At 33.1% G+C, this 23,954-nt stretch carries 16 protein-coding genes, 1 pseudogene and 1 other annotated feature; of the genes and pseudogenes, 10 read left to right on the plus strand and 7 right to left on the minus strand.

All coding sequences use genetic code 11. The features are described from left to right. The 5 genes and pseudogenes from KA878_RS14570 to KA878_RS01560 all read right to left on the minus strand — a co-directional run. Positions 1–144 (minus strand): annotated as a pseudogene (locus tag KA878_RS14570) (DUF1542 domain-containing protein); the annotation flags it as partial. Next, positions 141–3,842 (minus strand): SasC/FmtB family protein, encoded by a 3,702-nt coding sequence (locus KA878_RS14255; protein ID WP_228480631.1) that lies wholly within the window; start codon positions 3,840–3,842, stop codon positions 141–143. The pseudogene KA878_RS14570 and the gene KA878_RS14255, both read right to left, overlap by 4 nt. A gap of 226 nt (positions 3,843–4,068) precedes the next feature. Next, entirely contained in the window at positions 4,069–4,380 is a 312-nt protein-coding gene (locus tag KA878_RS01550) for a rhodanese-like domain-containing protein (RefSeq protein WP_075109293.1), read from the minus strand. A gap of 21 nt (positions 4,381–4,401) precedes the next feature. After that, entirely contained in the window at positions 4,402–6,816 is a 2,415-nt protein-coding gene (gene leuS, locus KA878_RS01555; protein WP_193839199.1) for a leucine--tRNA ligase, read from the minus strand. Positions 6,817–6,863: 47 nt separating this feature from the next. Further along, positions 6,864–7,046 (minus strand) — a binding site (T-box leader). Between the two features lie 68 nt (positions 7,047–7,114). Further along, complete coding sequence (locus KA878_RS01560) at positions 7,115–8,305, minus strand: MDR family MFS transporter (protein ID WP_193839198.1); 1,191 nt, start codon at positions 8,303–8,305, stop codon at positions 7,115–7,117. Positions 8,306–8,414: 109 nt separating this feature from the next. On the opposite strand from KA878_RS01560, the gene mnmL reads away from it, so the two are divergent. Together mnmL and mnmM are read left to right on the plus strand one after the other, a co-directional pair. Then, positions 8,415–9,374, plus strand: coding sequence for a tRNA modification radical SAM protein MnmL/YtqA (gene mnmL, locus KA878_RS01565; RefSeq protein WP_053030526.1), 960 nt, complete (start codon positions 8,415–8,417; stop codon positions 9,372–9,374). After that, the gene (gene mnmM, locus KA878_RS01570; RefSeq protein WP_193839197.1) at positions 9,371–9,931 is read left to right on the plus strand and encodes a tRNA 5-(aminomethyl)-2-thiouridylate-methyltransferase MnmM; all 561 of its coding nucleotides are present in this window, start codon (positions 9,371–9,373) and stop codon (positions 9,929–9,931) included. The genes mnmL and mnmM overlap by 4 nt, the downstream gene beginning before the upstream one ends. 139 nt (positions 9,932–10,070) lie before the next feature. On the opposite strand, the gene KA878_RS01575 is transcribed toward mnmM, so the two are convergent. Together KA878_RS01575 and KA878_RS01580 are read right to left on the minus strand one after the other, a co-directional pair. Next, the gene (locus KA878_RS01575; RefSeq protein WP_193839196.1) at positions 10,071–10,472 is read right to left on the minus strand and encodes a transcriptional regulator, SarA/Rot family; all 402 of its coding nucleotides are present in this window, start codon (positions 10,470–10,472) and stop codon (positions 10,071–10,073) included. A gap of 356 nt (positions 10,473–10,828) precedes the next feature. After that, complete coding sequence (locus tag KA878_RS01580) at positions 10,829–11,656, minus strand: alpha/beta fold hydrolase (RefSeq protein WP_075109298.1); 828 nt, start codon at positions 11,654–11,656, stop codon at positions 10,829–10,831. Between the two features lie 224 nt (positions 11,657–11,880). Here KA878_RS01580 and KA878_RS01585 point away from each other — a divergent pair, with 224 nt between their 5' ends. The 8 genes from KA878_RS01585 (at position 11,881) to KA878_RS01620 (ending at position 23,858) form a co-directional block, all read left to right on the plus strand. Next, a complete protein-coding gene (locus KA878_RS01585) occupies positions 11,881–12,882 on the plus strand; it encodes a proline dehydrogenase family protein (protein WP_193839195.1) in 1,002 nt (333 codons plus the stop codon). A gap of 305 nt (positions 12,883–13,187) precedes the next feature. Then, positions 13,188–13,760, plus strand: a complete 573-nt coding sequence (locus KA878_RS01590) for a TVP38/TMEM64 family protein (protein WP_075108694.1) — start codon at positions 13,188–13,190, stop codon at positions 13,758–13,760. A gap of 4 nt (positions 13,761–13,764) precedes the next feature. Beyond that, complete coding sequence (gene lepB, locus KA878_RS01595; RefSeq protein WP_193839573.1) at positions 13,765–14,289, plus strand: signal peptidase I; 525 nt, start codon at positions 13,765–13,767, stop codon at positions 14,287–14,289. 14 nt (positions 14,290–14,303) lie between these two features. Continuing rightward, positions 14,304–14,876 (plus strand): signal peptidase I, encoded by a 573-nt coding sequence (gene lepB, locus KA878_RS01600; protein ID WP_053029760.1) that lies wholly within the window; start codon positions 14,304–14,306, stop codon positions 14,874–14,876. A 158-nt stretch (positions 14,877–15,034) separates the two neighbouring features. Next, entirely contained in the window at positions 15,035–18,523 is a 3,489-nt protein-coding gene (gene addB, locus KA878_RS01605; protein ID WP_193839572.1) for a helicase-exonuclease AddAB subunit AddB, read from the plus strand. Then, positions 18,516–22,208: a helicase-exonuclease AddAB subunit AddA gene (addA, locus tag KA878_RS01610; protein WP_193839571.1), complete on the plus strand. Its 3,693-nt coding sequence runs from the start codon at positions 18,516–18,518 to the stop codon at positions 22,206–22,208. The genes addB and addA overlap by 8 nt, the downstream gene beginning before the upstream one ends. 109 nt (positions 22,209–22,317) lie before the next feature. Further along, positions 22,318–23,223 carry a fumarylacetoacetate hydrolase family protein gene (locus KA878_RS01615; protein ID WP_053029751.1) on the plus strand — a complete coding sequence of 302 codons (906 nt, stop codon included), beginning with the start codon at positions 22,318–22,320 and terminating at the stop codon, positions 23,221–23,223. A 233-nt stretch (positions 23,224–23,456) separates the two neighbouring features. After that, positions 23,457–23,858 carry a YisL family protein gene (locus tag KA878_RS01620; RefSeq protein ID WP_037538693.1) on the plus strand — a complete coding sequence of 134 codons (402 nt, stop codon included), beginning with the start codon at positions 23,457–23,459 and terminating at the stop codon, positions 23,856–23,858. Positions 23,859–23,954: the final 96 nt, after the last annotated feature.

The raw sequence follows: 23,954 nt of genomic DNA on the forward strand, positions 1-23,954 counted from the left end.
ATCGTTTGTAGTTGCTTGATCAATTGCTGCTTTTGCTTTTGTTGCTTCTTCATCTACTTTGACTTTAGCTGCTTCTTTTTCTTCCGTTGTAGCGGTTGGGTGCTGATCAATTTCGTTTTTCTTAGCAGTAACAGCATCATCTATCGCTTGTTTTGCTTCTGCTTTTTTATTGCCTCTGCTTGTATATTTGAAATAGTATTTGTTTCACTATTTTGTACTTGATCAACGTCACTGTTAGAGCTTGCATCTGTGATCGCTTGTTTTGCTTTTTGTACTTCTGCATCAACTTTGGCTTTTGCTGCTTCTTTTTCTTCTTGAGTAGTTGTATTTTCTTGATCAATTAATGCTTTTTTCGTAATAGCTGCATCATCTATCGCTTTACGAGCTGTTGCTTTTTTCACAATGTCAGGCTGTATGGCAGTGATTGCATTATTACCATTATCTTTTGCATGATCGACATCTGCATTAGTCGTTGCTTGTTCTATAGCATGTTTTGCTTTGGTAACTTCGTTATCAACTTTGGCTTTTGCCGCCTCTTTTTCTTCTGTAGTAGCTTCACTATTATTATCAATTTCTAATTTTTTAGCATTAGCTGCATCATCTATCGCTTGTTTAGCAGTTGCTTTTTTCACGATATCTGGTTGAATGGCAGAAATTGTATTGACTCCTGACGTTTGAGCACCATCAACATCACTATTCGTTACTGCTTGGTTAATTGCAGCTTTTGCTTTCTCAGCTTCAACATCAACTTTATCTTTTGCTGCTTGTTTTTCCTCTTCTGTTGCATCATTGACAGTGTCAATTTCAGCTTTCTTCGCTACAACTTCATCATCTATGGCTTTACGAGCTGCTGCTTTTTTACTTACTTCCGGTTGAATGCTTGCAATAACAGTATTACCGTTATCTTTTGCTTGATCGACAGTATTATTAGTCGTTGCCTGATTAATAGCTGCTTTAGACGCAGTAACAGCTGCATCTACTTTTGCAATAGCTGCTTGTTTTTCTTCTTCTGTTGCATCAGGAGTTTGATTAATTGCTTCTTTTTTAGCATTTGCAGCATCATCTATGGCTTGTCTTGCTGCTGCTTTTTTAACTGTTTCAGGCACAATACCAGATATCGTATTTTGACTACTAGATGTTGCTTCATCCACTTCAGCGTTAGTAGTGGCTGCATCAATCGCGGCTATTGCTTTTTTCGCCTCTTCATCAATTTTAGCTAATGCGACATCTTTTTCTTCTTGAGTCGCCTCGCTATTTTGGTTAACTAAAGCTTTTTGGTTCGAAACTGCAGTATTAATATCTTGTTTAGCAGCTGGTTTTTTCGCTATTTCTGGTTGGATAGTGTTGATTACATTAGTACTATTATTTTGCGCTTCATCTACACCATCATTAGTAGTTACTTGGTCAATAAGTCTATTCGATTTTCTAACTTCATCGTCTACTTTTTGATTAGCCGCATCTTTTTCTTCTTTGGTTGCTTCATTATTTTGATTAATTAACGCTTTTTTTGCTTCTGCTGCTTCTTGAATAGCTCTTCTAGCATTTGCTTTTTTAATAACATCTACTTCAACCGTATCGATAGTAGCTATACCATTTGTTTTTGCTTCATCTACTTCAGAATTAGACGTAGCTTGATCGACTAAGGCTTTGGCTTTATTCGCTTCTTCTGTTGCCTTAGCCATTGCAACGTTCTTTTCTTCTTCTGTTGCATCAAAATGACTATCGATATATACTTTGCGATTGGTTAATTCTGCTTCTATTGCTTTTTTTGCTTCTACTTTTTTAGTAGCAACGACGTTAATGCTATTAATTTGTGATATACCACCCTCTTTTAGAGTAGGAATAGCGTCGTTATTATTTAATTTGTCAATTTCTTTTGATTTCTCTTTATATCTCGCACGCACTTTATTCACTGCTGTTTGCTTTTCTTCTGTAGTAGCTTGGGTGTTACTATTGATAAAACTTTCTCTTGCCTTTGCAACTTTATCAATATCAAATTTGGCTTTAGCTTTTTCTAATGCTAAAAGTAAGTTGTTAATTTCTTCTTGACTTTTTCTATCTATAATAGGTGTTGAATCAGTTTCAGATCCTACTACTTTAGCGTTTGTAAGTGCAGTTTGTAAATTATTCCAAGCTTCATCATTGTAATCGCTTTGACTAGCTCTCCCTAATTCCGATTCAATTTCAGTCACTTTATTATTAAGTGCATCTTTGTACATATTTACAGTAACTGATTGTGTCGGTACAGCTGTAGTACCTTGTCTTTGATCACTCTCAGATAAAACAAACTCGTTAGAACCACCATATTTTAGATAGTTTGTGTCTCCTTGAGTAGAAAAATCTTTTGAGCCATTTCTACGATTCATATTTATTCCTTCAGTATAATACGTTAGATTACCATTGAAATCTTTTTTAATTGGTACTGAAGTTGGCAATGATAATGTATATGATACGTCTGTAGTTGTTCCAGCTTGAATAGGATCAATATCAAGCGTAAGTTCTCTTGAATCTTCATCAAATGTACCAGTTGCGTTTTCTGCAGAAACAAATGACACATCTTCAGGTAACGTAACTTTGTATTGTGTTTTATTAGAGCTTGAGTGTCCTTTATTCTCAATACTAAATGTTAATTTTGCATTCACATTAGGTGAATTTTCTGAGGTAGAATTTGCTTGATATTCTGTTTCAGTTGCACTTGTTTTTAAATATGCACCTGTATTAACACTAACATCAGCTACTACACCGCCACCAAAGTTGTTTGCCCCTTTTAATAAACGATGACCATTGTATGAATCATGACTCTGGTTTTCTGCTGATTCAAATTGAATTCTAATTTTTGAAATATCGTCAGGTACATTAAATACCCCTTTAAAAATACCAAATTTTTGATTACTCGTTTTAGGCGTACCTTTATATAATAATTTTGAAGGATTATTGCCATCATAAACATACAAACGTGCACTGTTAAACCCTGAAATATTGTTTATAGAAGTACCTAAAAAATGAAATTGTAATTCAGATCCAGGTGTCACATCGATATCTTGATAAATTGGTCCAACGCTATTGTCAGCTACACCGGCAGATAAGTTATCACTATATTTAGATAACACAGCACCGATTTTATTTTCTGTTTTATCAAATGTAATATACGTATATGAAGGTAATGCTTTAGGTCCCCAGATGAGTGGAATTTGAGTTTGTTGACTATTAACAACTTTCCAACCAGGAATTGTGCTTGCAGCATCCATTGCTGATTCAGTAGCTACAGTAGGTATTTCAGCACCTGCACTAGTATCGGTGAAATTACCATTGATCACTTGTCCTGAATTTGTTTCATTAATTGCCATTGGATCGCTTGATTCATTTAAATTCGTAGCTCTATCTGTTACATCTCTTTTTACGCGCTTATGATGATTTTCTGAAGCTTTATCTTTCGAGTCCGATGCTTTGCTTAAAGTTGGTTGATTATTATCAACATTATTTGAAGTTGAAGCCTCATTATTTGCTTCTTTCGTTGAAGCAACACTTTGTGTAGAAGGTTGATTGTTTGCAGTAGTAACATCAGTACCACTTTGTGTATTACTTGTTTGACTTTCATTTTTTTGATCTACTGATTTGTTAACTTCAGCTGAAGTTTGTGAATTATTCGCTGTTGATGCTACATGAGCTAAATCTCCTGTAGTGTTAGAATCAGTTGGTACGTGTTGCGCAGTCTGTTCATGTTTATCGAGTTCTGCAGCATGCCCTGTATGAGTGATAAATGCTAAAGTAGCAATTACCGTTGAAAACGTACCTACAGTAAATTTACGTATACTAAATTTTTGTTTTTTAAATAGATTCATTAAATATCCTCCTTGAAGTCTAATCTTGCTGCCTGTTATTTAATGTTTAAGTCATTTCATAGTTTTATCACTATGCGACCACTTCCGAAATAATTCTATCATTATTAATTGTTGTACGCTAGTGTATTTTAAATTATTATGATAAATATTTTATAAAATATAATTTAGTCCTCTTAAAAATTAAAAAAGCGACTGACATTTGAATTTGTCAGTCGCTTATGCATGATTAAATACTATTTATTTCTGTACCTTCAGTGCCCCATTCGTTCATACCACCTTCTACATTAATAGCATGAATATCATGGTCTTCTAAGTATTTAACTACCTTAGCACTACGCATTCCAGCTGCACAGATAATATAGTATGTGTCTTTGTCATTAAAATAATTTAGGTTATCAGGAATTTGATCCATTGGAATTGTTTTAGCCCCAGGTATAACTCCCATTGCAGTTTCTTCGTCAGTTCTAACATCTACAATGTTAACTGGATTAGATTCTAATACTTTCTCTTTTAATTGATCTACTGTAATAGATTCCATTATTAAAACTCCTTTTAATTATTATTTAGCAACAATATTCACTAATTTTTGAGGCACAGCAATCACTTTTTTAATGTCTTTACCCTCTATAGATAGTTTAACATTTTGGTCTTGTAATGCTAATGCTTCCATCTCGTCTTTAGACGTGTCTTTAGGAATATTCATTTTGGCTCTAACTTTACCGTTAACTTGGACAACAATTTCTACTTCTGCATCAACTAATAATGATTCATCATAAGTTGGCCAAGGTTGGTAAGTAATCGTATCATCATTACCCATTCTGTTCCATAATTCTTCACCAATATGAGGCGCAATTGGTGCTAACATTTTAACGAAACCTTCTGCATATGGTTTATAAATAGCTTCTGATTTATAGCACTCGTTAATAAATACCATCAATTGGCTAATAGCTGTGTTAAAGTTCAATGAATTAAAATCTTCTGTTACCTTTTTCACAGTTTGGTTAAATACTTTATCTAATTTAGTATCATTGTTTTCAACTACTTTATCTGTTAATGAACCATCTTCATTAATGAATAATCGCCATACACGATCTAAGAAACGTCTAGAACCGTCAAGTCCATTTTCACTCCATGCAATCGCAGCATCTAATGGTCCCATAAACATTTCATATAAACGTAATGTATCAGCACCGTGAGAATTTACAATATCATCTGGGTTAACTACGTTGCCTTTTGACTTACTCATTTTCTCATTACCTTCACCAAGAATCATACCTTGATTATATAATTTTTGGAAAGGCTCTTTAGTTGGAACCACACCTAAGTCAAATAAAACTTTATGCCAAAATCTTGCATATAATAAGTGTAGTACTGCGTGTTCAACACCGCCAATGTATAAATCAACTGGCAACCAGTGTTTTAATTTTTCTGGATCAGCTAACATCTTACTATTATGAGGATCGATATATCTTAAATAATACCAACAGCTTCCTGCCCATTGTGGCATTGTATTCGTTTCACGACGACCTTTCATGCCAGTTTTCTCATCAACGACATTTACGAATTCATCAATATTAGCTAATGGAGATTCTCCAGTTCCTGAAGGTTTAATTTCATCTGTTTCTGGAAGTAATAAAGGTAATTCATCTTCAGGTACTGTAGTCATAGTGCCGTCTTCCCAGTGTATAACTGGAATAGGTTCACCCCAATAACGTTGTCTACTAAATAGCCAATCTCTTAGTTTGTAGTTTACTTTCTTTTCGCCTGCACCTTTAGCGACTAATAATTCAATTGCTTTAGAGATCGCCGCTTCATTATCTAAGCCATTTAATTCACCTGAATTAATATGTTCACCAACACCTGTGTATGCTTCTTTTTGAATATCTCCACCAGCAATCACTTCGTTAATTGGTAAATTAAATTTAGATGCAAATTCATAATCACGTTCGTCATGCGCAGGTACAGCCATGACTGCGCCTGTGCCATAACTAGATAGTACATAATCTGCAATCCAAATTGGTAATGTCTCACCTGATAACGGATTGATAGCGTAAGCACCCGTAAACACACCTGATTTATCTTTTGCTAAATCAGTACGTTCTAAATCGGATTTCTTTGAAGCTTCTTCTTGATATTGTTTAACCGTTTCAAGTTTATCGGCAGACGTAATTTTATTTACTAAAGCGTGTTCAGGACTTAATACTAGGAAAGTCGTACCATAAATTGTGTCCGGTCTTGTAGTAAACACATCAATACTTTCATCACTGTTATCTACTTTAAAAGATACGCTTGCACCTTCAGATCGGCCAATCCAATTACGTTGCATATCTTTAATAGATTCAGGCCAATCCAGTTCGTCTAAGTCTTCTAATAAACGATCAGCATATTCCGTAATTTTTAATACCCATTGTTTCATTGGACGTCTATAAACAGGATGTCCTCCACGTTCAGATACACCGTCTACTACTTCTTCATTAGATAATACAGTACCTAATGCTGGACACCAGTTAACGGCTACTTCATCAACATAGGCTAATCCTTTATTGTAAAGTTGAATGAAAATCCATTGCGTCCATTTATAATACTCAGGATCTGTCGTATTAACTTCTCTATCCCAATCATAACTAAATCCTAATTCTTGAATTTGACGTTTAAACGTTTGAATATTTTGTTGTGTAAATTCTCTAGGGTCATTACCAGTATCTAAAGCATATTGCTCTGCCGGTAAACCAAACGCATCCCATCCCATTGGATGAAGAACGTTATAACCTTGCATACGTTTATATCTAGAAACAATATCCGTAGCTGTATAACCTTCAGGGTGTCCGACATGTAAACCTGCTCCTGATGGATACGGGAACATATCTAACGCATAAAATTTCTTTTGACCTAAGTTATCACTTGTTTTAAAAGTCTTGTTGTCTGCCCAATAGTTTTGCCACTTTTTCTCAATTTCCTTATGATTATATCCCAAATCTATTTCCTCCTATAAATAAAAAAACATCTCTAACTATTATTTATGATAGGGACGACGAATAGCCGCGGTACCACCCTAATTCACATATTATGTGCACTTTATAATAGTAAGAGATGTTTTAAATTTAATTATTTAACGGTAAGTTCACTTAATTCTTAACACTAGTTCTCACCACCACTAGCTCTCTGATGAAAAGTATTTAAGCTACTACTCCAATACATTTTAATATTATGAGATTCAAGCAGTAATTGCAAGTAGTAGTTATTAATTTATTTCAACTTGCACTTAAATATAGTTAATGTCCTGAACGTTTTGATTGTTCTCTTTTAGGCAGACCCTTATCAAAGATTGAAAGGAAAATAATTCCAATGATTAATAAAAGCATGATACCGATAAACATTGCACTCATGTTAAACGTATCTACTAATAATCCACCAATCAACGGACCAAATGCCTTACCAACAGTTGATGCTGAATTGACAACACCTTGATATTGACCTTGTTTACCTTCTGGTGCTAAATAGTTAGCGATTGTTGGAACAGCAGGCCATACAAACATTTCACCAAACGTTAAAATAATCATTCCGATTAGAAATACAGTAAATTGTTCTGCAAAACTAGTAACAAAGAATGACAACATAAAGATTAAAATTCCAACAAACATTTGATGTTTTAAGTTTCCTTTTAATAAAATAATCGCTGGTCTTATTAACGGTTGCGCAACTAAAATCATAATACCATTCACTGTCCATAATACGCTATATTGAGACATTGAAATATTTAATTCTTGCGTGAATGATGCAATTGTTGTTTCCCATTGAATATAAGCAATCCAACAAATAGCAAACATGACACATAATAATAATAGTGCAATAAACCGTTTTTTATTTTCTTTACTATGAATATCTATACTGTCGGGTGTTCGTAATTTAGCATGATACTCAAGATTGAACTGCGTTATTGCAACAATTGCAAATAAGACGTACATGATTAAGTTAGCTAAGAAGATATAATTAAAACTTAATTCAGCTACGAAACCACCCATTGCTGCGCCCGTTGCTACACCAATGTTTTGAGCTAAGTAGATAGCATTAAATGTTGTTCTTCCCCCATTAGGCCAAACGGCACCTGCCATTGCATATATTGCGGGAACTATCATACCTCCACCAAAGCCTAACAGTACTAACCAAACTGCATACCATGGCCATCCATGGAAAAAGTTCAAGAGTGTCGTACTTATTAAACAAGTAACAGTACCAATCATAATTGTTCGATAGCCGCCTAATTTATCGAATAATGAACCCCCTAATAAATTTCCGACTACCATTCCAAATGAATTAACCATTAGAACAATCGCAGCAATTGTCAGGCTCTTACCCAGCTCTTCTTTCATATAAATTGTGTTTAAAGGCCATAAAAAGCTAGAGCCAGTTATATTCAGTGCCATACCTATAACTAGCCACCATACTGATCTAGGTATATTCATACTATTAGTCCCCTCTTTATATTTTTGTTGAACCACATTAAACACTATAACATTAAAGTATGTTAAAATCTTTACTTAGAACTAAGTTAGATAGAAAGGAAAATGTGTTATGGGTAACTATTTCCCGTATGCCTTTGAAAATAAACGATATCATACATGGAATTACCATTTAAAAAATAGATTTGGGCAAAAGATTTTTAAAGTGGCGTTGGACGGTGGATTTGATTGTCCTAACCGTGATGGCACAGTTGCACATGGTGGTTGTACATTTTGTTCAGCAGCAGGAAGTGGCGACTTTGCCGGTAATAGAGCTGATCCAATTGAAGTTCAATTCCAACAGATTAAAGATAGAATGCACGAAAAATGGAGTGAGGGTAAATATATTGCTTATTTCCAAGCCTTCACTAATACGCATGCACCAGTAGAAGTATTAAAAGAGAAGTATGAGCCTGTCCTTAAAGAAGAAGGCGTTGTTGGTTTGTCAATAGCAACACGACCAGACTGCTTACCAGATGACGTTGTAGACTATTTAGCAGAACTTAATGAACGTACTTATTTATGGGTAGAATTAGGTTTACAGACTGTCCATCAAGAAACATCTGATTTGATTAACCGTGCACATGATATGCAAACTTATTATGAAGGTGTGGCAAAGTTAAGAAAACACAATATTAATGTTTGTACACATATCATCAATGGATTACCAGGAGAAGACTATCAAATGATGATGGAAACAGCTCGTGAAGTAGCGCAAATGGATGTTCAAGGTATTAAAATCCATTTACTTCATTTATTAAAAGGTACGCCAATGGTTAAACAGTACGAAAAAGGAATGCTTGAATTTATGTCTCAAGAAGATTATACCAATCTAGTTTGTGATCAACTTGAGATTTTACCTCCAGAAATGATTATTCATCGAATTACTGGAGATGGTCCTATCGACTTAATGGTTGGTCCAATGTGGAGTGTTAATAAATGGGAAGTTTTAAATGAAATTGATAATGAATTAGCAAGACGCGAATCATATCAAGGTAAATATTATCAAACTGAAGAAAAGGTTAAATTATGAAATTAGAACGTATTCTCCCCTTTTCAAAAACGTTAATAACTGAACACATTAATTCGCATAGCATCGTCATTGATGCAACTTGTGGCAATGGTAATGACACGAAATTCCTTGCGCAACAAGTTCCAGAGGGTCACGTATACGGATTTGACATCCAAGCATCTGCTATTCAATCCACTTATGAAAAGGTAAAAACATACGATAATGTAACGCTCATTCAAGATGGCCACGAGAATGTGCAACATCATATCGATTCTAACTATAAAGGTCATATTGATGCCGCCATCTTCAATCTTGGGTATTTACCTAAAGGAGATAAATCTATCGTTACGAAACCAGAAACTACTATCAACGCGATTAATCACATCTTTGATTATTTAAGCGTTGAGGGCATTATCGTATTAGTTATCTATCACGGCCACCCTGAAGGTCAAATTGAGAGAGACGCTTTATTAACGTTTTTAGAAGCATTCGATCAAAATAAAGCACATATTCTTAAATATCAATTTATGAATCAAGTGAATCATGCACCCTTCATTTGTGCCATTGAAAAACGTTAGCTTTAACATCCAACAAGAAACCTAACATTCTTAATAAGAATACAGAAAATCCACTCCAAAATATTAATTACGGAGTGGATTTTTTATATAACACGCTTATATTATAAGTCGATACGTCACCAAACTTAAATTTTATAAATTAAACACGCATTAATAAATTTAAACTGTTTTCTAATATTTCATATCGTTTTTTTATAGTTGCGGTAATGAAATCTAACAGTTCATTTTTCTGTTCTTGTTTAGCTTCATTAAAATGTATAATTACAGTACGTTCATCATCCAAAGGACGTTCTTTAAAAATCCATTCAGAGTGAACCAATTTATTATATGTACGGGTACGTTTATAAGACTTAATATTAACGTAACTATCCATTTCTTTCAGCGTCATAGGACCTTTATCCCATAAAGTAAGTAAAATTAAAACCTCTTCTTTAGTTAAATCATAAGTTTCATATATTACTTTAAAAATAGAATTGATTTCCTTACAGACTTCTTCAAGCTGTAATATCATTGAAACATTCTCTCCTGCTTGATTACTCATGCTGCTCCCTCCCTAACCGATTGTACACATTCTGATTTTAAAATGATTAAATTATCTGTCACTATATATTTACCCAATTATCACTATTGTAATTAAACAATTTATAATAACTCCCAAAAATTAACTTACATTAAAGCAAATGTTAAAATACTTTAAATTTTAAACTCTAATAGACAAATATATAATTAAATTATTAATGATATACTATTTACATTATATTATATTTCCACTTATCTTTAAAAGTTATTAACTTACTATTACTAAATTAACTGAGTAAACCAAACAATTGCATTATATTTAATTGGGTGTTTAAAAAAAGCTAACCAACAAATTAAATCATTGGTTAGCCAAATATATTATACTTCTTCAATTTCTTCTTCATTAACAATAAAGCCCATTGTATTCACACTATTATTTAAAAATGTTAAAACATAGCGCATCACTTGATCACGTTCAGGTTCATTATGAATCTCGTGATAGAGCCCTTGCCAAACTTTATAATAAAATTCATTCGTGCTAAGTTTATTTTTCAATTCTTCTAAAGAACGCAATTCTAATAGTTTATCTTCTGTGCCATACATGAGTAAGGTTGGCATTGATTGGATGTCTTTCAAATGTTGTACTGTATCTTTCATTGTTTCTAGAACAATGTTATACCATTTATAAGTTACCTTTCTTAACATTAAACCATCTTGATTTGTTTCATCGATTACTTCATCATTTCGTGTTAAATCTTCAGGTTCTATACCCAAGTTAAAGCGTGCATCCTTAGAACCTTTACCAATATTAGAGATAAGCATATCTTTGCGCGTTTTATTGTTTCTTTTAAATTCTAACAATGGAGAAAGGAGTAACATACCCTCGATAGGCAATTCTGTTTTTTCAAGTACATTTAATAATATCAATCCACCTAGCCCGACGCCCATAACGAATGTAGGAATTTTATATTCATTTGCGATTCTAACCCATTCCAACAGCGTTTCATGGTAAATATCAAAATGCTCGAGTTGCCCTTTACTCGCTCTAGAAGTTTGACCTTGGCCAGGTAAATCACCCATGATTACGTGATAGCCATTACGTCTTAACATCGTAATGACATAAGCATATCTACCAGTATGCTCTAAGATATTATGCACTATAACAACGACACCTTTAGCATCATGTTCAGTTTCCCATTTCCACATATGTATGATTCCTCTCTAACTTATATTTCAATAAATGTATTATATCAGATTATCTGTTAAGTCTGGTGTAAATCTGAGACACAATCTCATTATAAATATTGTCCAACAATGTAATTATACTCTTTTTTATAGTATTCAGATAATTGAAAACGCTTTCTACTATGTAATATTCATGCTAAACTAATATTAAATTATTAGTTTAATGTAATTTGGAGGAATGGGATATGTCACTTTTCAAAAAATTTTTTATTGCATTATCAAATAGCACTTATTTAAATGAAACTGCCAAAAAAGTAGGTCCGAAAATGGGTGCTAACAAAGTTGTAGCTGGTAATACAATCGAACAACTCATTGATACAATCGAGAGACTCAACGATTCAAATATTGCTGTTACAGTAGATAATCTAGGCGAATTTGTTGGAACGGTTGAAGAAGCAAATCAATCAAAAAATGAAATTTTAGAAGTTATGCAAGCCATTAAAGATTATAATGTTGATGCACATATGTCAGTAAAATTAAGTTCACTGGGTGGTGAATTTGATACAGAATTAGCCTATAACAATTTAAGAGACATATTACTTAAAGCTAATGAATTCAATAATATGCACATTAACATTGACACTGAAAAATATGACAGTTTACAACAAATCGTTGAAGTACTAGATCGTCTTAAAGGGGAATTCAGAAACGTTGGTACTGTAATACAAGCTTATCTTTATGATGCAGTTGATTTAATTGATAAATATCCTAATTTACGCTTAAGATTAGTCAAAGGTGCTTACAAAGAGGATCAACAAATCGCTTATCAAACTAAAGAAGAAATTGATGAAAATTACATAAAAATCATCGAAAAACGACTTTTAAATGCTAAAAATTTCACTTCTATCGCTACACATGATGATCAAATAATTAACCATGTTAAACAATTTGTTAAATTACATAATATCGATAAGGATCAATTCGAATTTCAAATGTTATATGGATTCCGTAGCGAATTAGCTGAAGAAATTGCACGACAAGGATACCATTTCACTATTTATGTACCCTATGGTAATGACTGGTTTGGTTATTTCATGCGTAGATTAGCTGAGCGTCCACAAAATTTAGCACTAGCATATCAAGAGTTCGTCTCAACTAAAACATTGAAGAAAATTGGCCTTTTCACTAGTTTAGGACTTGGAGCAGCCTTTATAATTTCAGGTGTAACTAAACTTATAAAACGATAAGTCCGGGACAAAAATAATATAATGAAGCTATTTTGCAAATTCGCAGTAGCTGACTGAACTGAGAAGGCGCTTTAATCAAGCTTTTCTCAGTTCTAGTCATCCTTGCGGGGGTGGGACGACGAATTTAAAAGAATTCTGTTCCACTCCCTTTTTATTATATACCTTTATATTAAAGCTAAGGAATGAGTTCTAACTACTACCTATGACTGATTTGTAACCATAGAGGTAGATTTATAAATGAAACAGTGTACAATATTTCTATGAAATAATGACTGTTAATTCAATAGGAAGGATTTGATGTAACTGTGTTTCATCAAATTGAACAATGGTTTGATTTATTACAAGGTTTTGGTTATTTAGCTGGGTTTATCATATTATTTTTTAGGGCCATTGTACCAGTGCTTCCATTAACATTGTATGTTATTTTATGTGTTCATGCGTATGGCTTTTTAGCAGGTACGATTGTGAGTTGGTTAGGTGTTGTAGCAGGTACTTACACTGTCTTCTTCTTCTGTAGAAAATTTGTGAATGCCAACTTTATGAAACGGATTAAATCAAGACGATCAGTCGAAAGATTAATTCATTTTATTGACAGACAAGGTTTGGTACCTATATTTATCTTGATGTGCTTTCCATTTACCCCTAATACACTTGTTAACTTTGTAGCTAGTTTGTCTCATATTAGAGGTAAATATTACTTTATGATTTTACTTGTTTCTAAGCTTATTTCTATCACATTTTTGGCAATTATGGGAAAAAGTGTAACAACTTTTTTTACACATCCTTTTAGAGCAGTCATGATAATAATGATAACGATAGCATTATGGTTTATTGGTAAGAAAGTAGAAGGCTATTTTATGGGTTCGGACAAGGAGTGACAACGTGCGTAGAATTGCAAGTTGGGTAGTAGCATTACTATTTGCTTGTCTCTTTGTCATTTTTATACAAATGTTCATCATTAAAAGTGCGGTCGTTGAAACTAACGATATGTCTCCCACTTTAAATAAAGGTGATCGCGTCATTGTTAATAAAATAAAAATCACCTTTAACTTATTGGATGATGGTGATATCATCATGTATCGCCAAAATAATCAATTGCACTTTGGTCGATTGGTGGGTAAACCTGGTGAATCTATAGAAATCAGAAATGGTGAATTGTATAGAGATGATAGACAAGTTGACAAATTTTATGCTAAAAATAGAGATATTAATAATTTTGCGATAAGAGATTTACATGATTCTGATGGTGATATTATTCCACCAAATTCATATTTTGTTTTAAATGATAATGGTGATAAACGCAGTGATTCACGTAGATATGGATTAATAGATAAAGACGATATTGTTGGAGATGTTCATTTGAAATATTATCCATTTAAAGAATTTACCTATCAATTTAATAAGTAGATGAGGTGTTAATAGTGAAAAAAGAAATAGTTGAATGGATTGTGGCCATAGCGGTAGGTTTATTACTAGTATGGGTAATGGTAAACTTCGTCGCTAAGTCATATACGATTAAAGGCGATTCTATGGATCCAACATTAAAAGATGGCGAACACGTTATGGTCAATATTTTAGGATATAAAGTTGGAGACATTAAAAAAGGGAACGTTATCGTTTTTCATGCGAATCAACAAGACGACTATGTAAAACGTGTTATTGGCGTGCCGGGAGATAGTGTTGTTTATAAAGATGACAAACTATATGTGAATGGTAAAAAGATAGATGAACCGTATCTTGATTACAATGAAAAGCGTAAACAAGGAGAATATATTACGGGTTCATTTGAAACGAAAGATTTACTAAATGCCAATCCTAAATCCAATGTTATACCTAAAGATAAGTATTTAGTTTTAGGTGATAATCGAGAAGTAAGTAAGGATAGTAGAGCATTCGGGTTAATCGATAAAGATCAAATTGTAGGTAAAGTATCATTTAGATTTTGGCCATTCAGTGAATTTAAGTTTAATTTTAATCCTGACAACGATAAATAAAGGCATTGACTAATGATTTGATTTATACCTATCAGGGCTGGTAATGGAATGTTATAGAGGTTCCAACCAGTCTTTTTTTGTTCACTATTTTAATGCAACAAAACATTTTTAGGAACGTATGTTCTATGTTAAAATGAACTCAAAGGAGTGTGGGAATAATGGAGTTGAACGCATACATAGGTAGAGCCGGGACAGGTAAATCCCATTATATGATTAATAATATAAAGCAACAAATGAAAGATGACCCACTTGGTGATCCGATTATTTTAATCGCACCAACTCAAAGTACGTTTCAATTAGAACAAGCTTTTGTAAGTGACAAGGCATTGAATGGAAGTTTAAGAACTGAAGTGCTTCACTTTGAACGTTTGAGTTATAGAGTTTTTCAGGAAGTAGGGGGATTAACTGAAGAACGATTAACGCAAGCAGCCACTGAGATGATGATTTATGATCTTGTTCAACAACATCAATCTGAACTCAAATTATATCGATCACAAGTGAATTACTATGGATTTAGTGAGAAGTTAAGTGAGCAAATTCAAGATTTTAAGAAATATGCTGTTACGCCTGAACATTTGAAATCCTTTTTGCAAGATAATGGCATAAGTACGAGAACGAAACATAAATTAGAAGATATATCCTTCATATACCAATCTTTTGAGGAACGTATAAATGGAACGTTTATTACCTCAGAGGATAGCTTAAATCATTTTATTGATATTTTGAATCAATCAGAATGGATTAAAAGGTCAGAAATATACATAGACGGGTTCCATAACTTCTCTACATTGGAATATCAAATAATTAAAGCGCTGGTACAAAATGCCAAAAAAGTTACAGTCCTTCTGACAACAGATGGTATTGAAGATCCATTCAGTCTCTTTAGAAAACCATCCGAAGTATTAACCCACTTAAAGGAAATTGCTAATGATTTAAATATAGACTTACAACAACAATTATTTAAACAACAACATCGTTTTAACAACAAAGATTTAATGCAATTGGAACAACAATTTGATGCACTGCAAATTAATCCTGTAACTTATGAAGGTAATATTAATATTTTAGAATCATCAAGTATACGTGAAGAAGTGAATGAAGTGGCTCGCCAAATTATAAAAGATACACGAGATAAGCAATATCGATACCAAGATATCGCTATACTGTATCGCGATGAAAGCTATGCCTATTTATTTGACTCTGTACTTCCACAATATGACATCCCATTTAATATAGATACCAAAAGATCAATGACACATCATCCCATCATGGAAATGGTGCGTTCGCTTTTAGAAGTAATTCAAACGAACTGGAATATGAGTCCGATGATGCGCTTAATTAAAACCAATATTTTGTCTAATCATTTTAAAGATAGTGCGTATTTAATTGATTTATTAGAGAATTTTGTAGTTGAACGTGGCGTTTATGGCAAACGTTGGCTCGATGATAAATTATTTAGTGTAGATAATTTTACTAAAATGGGCCGAAAAGAGCATAAATTGACTGTTGAAGAACGAGAAACGTTTGAGCAAGTCGTTAATTTGAAGCATGATATTATCGATAAAATAGTAACTTTCGAAAAGGCAATGAACGAAGCGGATAATGTAAGAGGATTTGCGACAGCATTTTATGAAACTATGGAGTCATTTGATTTACCAAAATATTTAATGACACATCGGGACCAACTAGATGTCGAGGGTCATCATGAAGAAGCAGAAGAAATTGACCAAATTTGGAATGGCCTTATCCAAATATTAGATGATTTAGTCACTGTATTTGATAATGAAGATATGACACTTAAACGCTTTTTAGAAGTTTTTGATATTGGTTTGGAACAATTAGAGTTTGTTATGATTCCGCAAACACTCGACCAAGTTAGTATAGGGACAATGGATCTAGCTAAGGTAGACAATAAAAAGCATATTTATATGGTTGGAATGAATGATGGCGCAATGCCACAACCTGTTTCGTCTTCTAGTTTAATAACTGATGAAGAAAAGAAAATGTTTGAGCAACAGACACAAGTTGAATTGAGTCCAACCTCAGATATCTTACAAATGGATGAAGCATTTGTTTGCTATATTGCGATGACACGAGGCAGTGACCAAGTTACATTTTCATATAGCTTAATGGGGGCTCAAGGTGAGGATAAAGAGAAGAGTCCGTTTCTTGATCAAATACAAGCATTGTTTAATGGTTTAGAAGTAACGAATATTCACTATAAACATAATGCTCAACCTATTTCTTTAATGGAACATCCGCATCAAACTAAGGTAGCACTATTTGAATCGCTAAAGCGTTGGTTGGAAGCAGAGATGGTTGCAGATATATGGGTAGATGCGTATCAAGTTATGCGAGATAATGACAAATTGAACGATGGTTTAAGTTACTTATTAACAGCGTTGACATATGATAATGAAACGGTGCAATTAGATGAACCGTTGGCAGCATCATTATATGGTTCAACAATTAATGCCAGCGTTTCTAGATTTGAAGGATATAATGACTGTCCATTTAAACATTACGCGAACCATGGTCTAAGATTAAATGAACGCACGAAATATAAACTTGAAAATTTTGATTTAGGTAATATTTTCCATACTGCATTAAAGTATATTTCTGATAAGATTAATGGCGATTTTAAAAATCTTGATAATAAAAAGATTCGCGCATTAACTGTTGAAGCTTTAGAAAATGTATTGCCGCAAGTTCAGTTTAATCTTATGGATTCAAATGCGTACTACCGATATATGTCTAAACGAATTGGTGTTATTGTTGAAAGTACGCTGAAAGCACTACGCTACCAAAATAAAAATACAAAGTTTAAACCGCAACGATTCGAAGCAGGATTTAGAAAATCACCTAAGAACAGTGAAGAACTTATTGCACAACCATTAATTACAGAACAAGGTATTCCAGTTAATATACGCGGACAAATTGATCGTATAGATGCTTATACTAAGAATGATACGAGTTATATAAATATCATTGATTATAAATCATCTAATCCGAGTGCGACATTAGATTTGAAAAAGGTTTATTATGGCAAACAAATGCAAATGATGACTTATATGGATATTGCATTGCAAAATGCCCAAAGACTGGGCTTGTCAAATGAAATTAAACCAGGTGGACTATTGTATTTCCATGTCCACGATGAACGTCTTAACTTTAAAGATTGGGGCGAATTGCAAGATGATGCTTTAACAGAAGATAAACTGGAACAAGCATTTTTGAAAGAGTATAAATTACGTGGCTTAGTTAATAGTGATATGGATGTCGTAGATGCATTAGATATTCGATTAGAAGACATTGGCAAATCTGATATTGTTCCAGTTAGTTTGAAGAAAGATGGAAGTATTGGTAGTAGGGGAAGTAGTGTGGCTGATGAAACAACGATTCATAAATTTATTAAGCACAATAAAGATAATTTTATAAATACTGCTACAAACATTATGAAAGGTCACACTGAAGTTGCACCACTTAAATTTGATGACCAACTCCCATGCCAGTTTTGTAATTTTAAATCTGTTTGTCACGTGGATACGATGATAGATAGTAAACATTATCGTCATGTAGATGAAACAATAGACCCTATTAAAGCAGTACAAGATGTCGAGTTAGAAAGTGGTGATAATAATGAATGATATTCCGATTAAACCTAAAGATGCGCAATGGACAGATGCGCAATGGAAAAGTATATATGCTAATGGGAAGGATATATTAGTAGCCGCTGCTGCTGGTTCCGGCAAAACTGCCGTTTTAGTAGAAAGGATTATCCAAAAAATAATTAGAGACGAAATAGATGTTGATAAGTTACTTGTTGTAACATTTACTAATTTAAGTGCTAGAGAAATGAAACATCGTGTAGATCAACGTATTCAACAAGCTTCAATTGAAGATCCAAGCAATGAACATTTAAAGAATCAACGTATTAAAATTCATCAAGCACAAATTTCAACACTACATAGTTTCTGTCTAAAGATTATCCAACAGCACTATGATGTCATTGATTTAGATCCCAACTTCCGTACTATAAGTGATGTGGAAAATGTACTTTTACTTGAACAAGCTATTGATGAGGTACTAGAAAAACATTATGAAACACCAGATGTTGAGTTTCTTACGCTTGTGGAACAATTATCGAATGACCGAAATGATGATAGTTTTAGAGATTTATTAAAACGTTTCTACAACTTTAGTATCGCTAATCCATCACCATTTGAGTGGCTAGATTCATTAGTTGATATCTATGACAATGAAGATAAACATGTAGCTTATTTGAAAGAATTAGAAAAACTAGCAAAAATTTATATCAAAGCAGCATACCGTACCTTATTAGAAGCGGAAAATAACTTTTTAAATTGTATTGAAGCAGAAAAACATTTAGATGTTATTAAATTAGAAAAATACAAATGTGAAAAAATGCTAGAGGGTAATGTAATAAATTATGAAGAAATTATTAATTACGCTTCTGAAAAATTGCCTACAATTACTAAAAAATTAAAAGACACGAATGAAGACGCAGGTATAAGTGCTCAATTTTTAACAAATGCGAAAGACTTTTATGATGACTATAAAAAGCTATTATTAAATGTAAAAAATAAGTATTTAATGCGTTCTTTTGAAGAATTAAAGGTAGATATGAAGCGTTTAGCACCAAGAATACAGTATCTTGTTCGAATTGTTAAAGATATTATTAATGATTTTGCTGATAAGAAACGTAGTCGTAACGTTCTAGATTTTTCTGATTATGAACACTTTGCATTACAAATATTAACAGATCAAGAAGGAAATGCTTCACCCATCGCTAAAGCATATCGTGACCAGTTTTCAGAAATATTAGTAGATGAATATCAAGATACAAACCAAGTACAAGAAGCTATTATATCTAAAATTAAACGTGGCGATGAGTCTAATGGTAATTTATTTATGGTAGGCGATGTTAAACAATCTATTTATAAATTTAGACAAGCTGACCCAACGCTATTTATGAATAAATATCATCGTTTTACAAAGAATGGTGATGGAACTGGTATGCGTATTGATTTATCTAAAAATTTCCGTTCGCGTAAAGAAGTGCTCGCCACGACCAACTATTTATTTGATCATATGATGGATGAAGAAGTTGGTGAAATTGATTATGATGCTGATGCACGACTTTATTTTGGTGCTACTAAATATTCCGATAAATCTATGCCACTTGAATTACATGCATTAGTTCAAGATAAAAGCAGTGATGCTGATTTAGAAAAATTAGAACAAGAAGCCCGTTATATCGTTGAACAAGTTAAAGATATCGTTGAAAATAAACAGGTATATGACATGAAGACGGAAACATATAGACAGGCGACTTTCAAAGATATTGTCATACTTGAGAGAGGTTTGAAAAATGCACGTAATTTGCAACAGGTATTTAAAGACAATAATATTCCGTTTCATGTAAATAGTAAGGAAGGATACTTCGAACAAACGGAAGTGCGATTAGTCTTATCTTTTTTAAGAACTGTCGATAATCCATTGCAAGATATTTATCTAGTTGGATTGATGAGATCGGTCATCTATCAATTTACAGAAGATGAATTAGCCCATATACGTGTACTCAGTATGAATGATGATTATTTCTACCAATCTATCATGCACTATATTAAAGATGAGGAAGCGCGACCAGCATTAGTTAAAAAGTTACAACGTTTTATCGATGATTTAACAATGTATCAAGCCTATAGTCAGTCACACCCAGTCTACCAACTCATTGACAAATTTTATAATGACCACTATGTTATTCAATATTTTAGTGGCTTAATAGGTGGTAAAGGTAGACGTGCAAATCTTTATGGATTGTTCAACAAAGCAGTGGAATTTGAGAATTCTAGCTTTAGAGGATTATATCAATTCATAAGGTTTATTGATGAATTAATCGAGCGCAATAAAGACTTTGGTGAAGAGAACGTTATAGGACCTAATGATAATGTGGTGCGAATGATGACAGTTCATAGTAGTAAAGGTTTAGAGTTCCCATATGTGATTTACTCTGGACTCTCTAAAAATTTCAATAAAGGTGATTTACGCAAACCACTAATTTTAAATCAAAAATATGGTCTGGGTATTGATTATTATGATTTGGAACAAAATGTGACGTATCCTTCTCTATCATCAGTAGTCATTAAATCAATTACTGAAAAAGAATTAATCTCAGAAGAAATGCGCTTGATGTATGTGGCTATGACCCGTGCTAAAGAACAACTCATTCTTATTGGGACAATTGATAAGGAAGAAGTCTTAGAAAAATATGAACGACTGCCTATTTCAAATAATCATATTGCATTACACAAGCGTTTATCCGCTGATCGACCTTTTGATTTAATTTATAGTATTTTAGCTAAGTATCAATCTTCATCTCTATTACCAGAATATCAATTTGAAAAATCAATTGATCAATTAGATGAAAGTTTACGTCCTTCTGTGGAAATTAAGGTCGTACATTTTGAAGCACTTTCGATTGAAAATAGTGAGTCTGAGCAGGAACGTCGTAGCGTTTCAGATTTAGAGACAGAAGGCTCTCATGATGGTGCTTTGAAACAACAAATTAATGATCAACTATCTTTTGAATATCCTTACTTAAAGGATACGAAGAAGCCATCAAAACAATCCGTTTCTGAATTAAAGCGCCAATTAGAAACAGAAGAAAGTGGCACAAGTTATGAAAGAGTCAGACAATATCGTATTGGTGTTTCAACGTATGAAAGACCAAAATTCCTAAGCGCTAATCGCAATCGAAAAGCTAATGAAATTGGTACCTTAATGCATACGGTTATGCAACATTTACCATTTAAAGAAACACGAATGACTGAAACAGAATTAAATGATTATATTGATGAGTTAATCGCAAAGCATATCATTGAAGAGGACGCTAAGAAAGATATTCAATTTGAAGCAGTTATGAATTTTATCAGAAGTGACTTGTATATGACGATTACACAAGCTGATGAAGTATATAGAGAGTTACCGTTTGTTGTAAATCAAGCACGTGTTGACGAAATGCCTGAAGAGGATGAAGATGTATCCATAATTCAAGGAATGATTGATTTAATTTTCTTAAAAGGCGGGCAATATTACTTTGTAGATTATAAGACGGATGCCTTTAATAAACGTAGGGGTATGACGGATGAAGAAATAGGTAATCAACTTCGAGATAAATATAAAATTCAAATGAAGTATTATCAAAATACCTTAGAAACGATTTTGAATTCTAAAGTGTTTGGTTATCTGTATTTCTTCCAATTTGGTCAAATGAGTATCGACGACGGTGACAAACGATCTTCTAATTAAATATCATGCAATTCACTAAATTTCTAAAATTTCAGACATATATATTTGTGGTTTAGCAAAGATTAAAGTTATAATATGTATTAAGATATAGATGAGGAGTTGATACTGAATGAAATTTCTATCATTCAATTATAATGACGCTGAATCTTACGGCGTAAAAGTTAAGCGTGAAGACGCAGTTTGGGATCTAAAAAAAGTGTTTGCACAATTTGGCGAAGGTGACTTCCACCCTAAAACACTATTAGAAGGTTTACAACAAAACCAAACACTTGATTTCCAAGAACAAGTACGTAAAGCAGTTGTCGCAGCTGAAGATAGTGGTAAAGCAGAAGAATTCAAAATCGCTTTCAATGATATTGAATTCTTGCCACCGGTTACACCACCAAATAATGTTATCGCATTCGGTCGTAATTACCAAGATCACGCAAGTGAATTAAATCATGAGGTACAACGTTTATACGTATTCACTAAAGCAGCATCATCATTAACTGGTGATGAATCAACAATTCCAAATCATAAAGATATCACTGATCAATTAGATTATGAAGGCGAATTAGGTATCGTCATCGGCAAATCTGGAGAAAAAATTCCAAAAGCGTTAGCATTGGACTATATTTATGGTTACACAATTATTAATGATATCACTGACCGTAAAGCACAAAATGAACAAGATCAGGCATTTTTATCTAAAAGTTTAACTGGTGGTTGCCCAATGGGACCTTACATTGTAACTAAAGATGAGTTACCAACACCAGAAAATGTTAATATTGTAACTAAAGTTAACAATGAAATTCGTCAAGATGGTAATACAAGTCAAATGATTAATAAAATTGATGACTTAATTGAAGAGATTTCTAAATATGTAGCATTGCATCCAGGAGATATTATTGCTACAGGTACACCAGCTGGTGTGGGTGCAGGATTACAACCACCTCAATTCTTACAACCAGGTGATGAAGTTAAAGTTACGATTGATAATATTGGTACATTAACTACTTATATCGCAAAAGATTAATGACTATTCAACATATAAATAGTCATGACTAGCTCATAATCAGTAACTAACTCAATTGCGATGACGTACACAATACGTCTTTCTTGATTCCATATATTTATATAGGAGTGGTAAATTGAACGCATCATGCGTTTGATGCACCACTCCTTTTATCGTTTAACAATACGTTTGGATATAGATATGATATGATGATTAAGTAAAAAAGTAATCAATAGTATTGGGGGAATTTAGTCTTGTTACATATGCATATTGCAAGTTGGGCATTGACAATTATTTTATATGTAATTGCATTTTTACATATTTCAAAATCACAAGGTCCTACACCTATGTTTAAACCTTTACAAATGGCCTTGAGAGTCTTTATGTTACTTACATTGTTCTCAGGATTTTGGTTGTTAATTCAAGAATTTATGGCTGCTAGTCATGGCGGTGGCGGTAATCATATGTTGTTAACATTGAAGATGCTTTGTGGTATCGCAGTAGTTGCATTAATGGAAGTATCTATTGCGAAACGTAAGAAACACGAAGCAAGCCACGGTTTATTCTGGGCAACAATTATTTTAATCATTATTACTATGGCACTAGGTATTATCCTACCATGGGGTCCAATCAGTAGTCTTTTTGGAATTAGTTAAAATAAGATAAGTGATTCATGAAAGAGGTATGAGTCTAGGACATAAAAATATAATAATGCTACTTTGCAAATTTACAGTAGCTGACTGAACTGAGAA

This window comes from Staphylococcus sp. GDY8P57P (genome assembly GCF_017892585.1).
GTDB classification, from domain to species: Bacteria; Bacillota; Bacilli; order Staphylococcales; family Staphylococcaceae; genus Staphylococcus; species Staphylococcus borealis.

Bases quoted from the DNA above. Each gene is read 5' to 3' on its own strand.
- mnmM (WP_193839197.1), top strand. From the start codon at position 9,371: ATGAAATTAGAACGTATTCTCCCCTTTTCAAAAACGTTAATAACTGAA.
- KA878_RS01575 (WP_193839196.1), bottom strand. From the start codon at position 10,472: ATGAGTAATCAAGCAGGAGAGAATGTTTCAATGATATTACAGCTTGAA.
- mnmL (WP_053030526.1), top strand. From the start codon at position 8,415: ATGGGTAACTATTTCCCGTATGCCTTTGAAAATAAACGATATCATACA.
- KA878_RS01550 (WP_075109293.1), bottom strand. From the start codon at position 4,380: ATGGAATCTATTACAGTAGATCAATTAAAAGAGAAAGTATTAGAATCT.
- KA878_RS14255 (WP_228480631.1), bottom strand. From the start codon at position 3,842: ATGAATCTATTTAAAAAACAAAAATTTAGTATACGTAAATTTACTGTA.
- KA878_RS01585 (WP_193839195.1), top strand. From the start codon at position 11,881: ATGTCACTTTTCAAAAAATTTTTTATTGCATTATCAAATAGCACTTAT.
- addB (WP_193839572.1), top strand. From the start codon at position 15,035: ATGGAGTTGAACGCATACATAGGTAGAGCCGGGACAGGTAAATCCCAT.
- addA (WP_193839571.1), top strand. From the start codon at position 18,516: ATGAATGATATTCCGATTAAACCTAAAGATGCGCAATGGACAGATGCG.
- KA878_RS01580 (WP_075109298.1), bottom strand. From the start codon at position 11,656: ATGTGGAAATGGGAAACTGAACATGATGCTAAAGGTGTCGTTGTTATA.
- KA878_RS01615 (WP_053029751.1), top strand. From the start codon at position 22,318: ATGAAATTTCTATCATTCAATTATAATGACGCTGAATCTTACGGCGTA.
- KA878_RS01560 (WP_193839198.1), bottom strand. From the start codon at position 8,305: ATGAATATACCTAGATCAGTATGGTGGCTAGTTATAGGTATGGCACTG.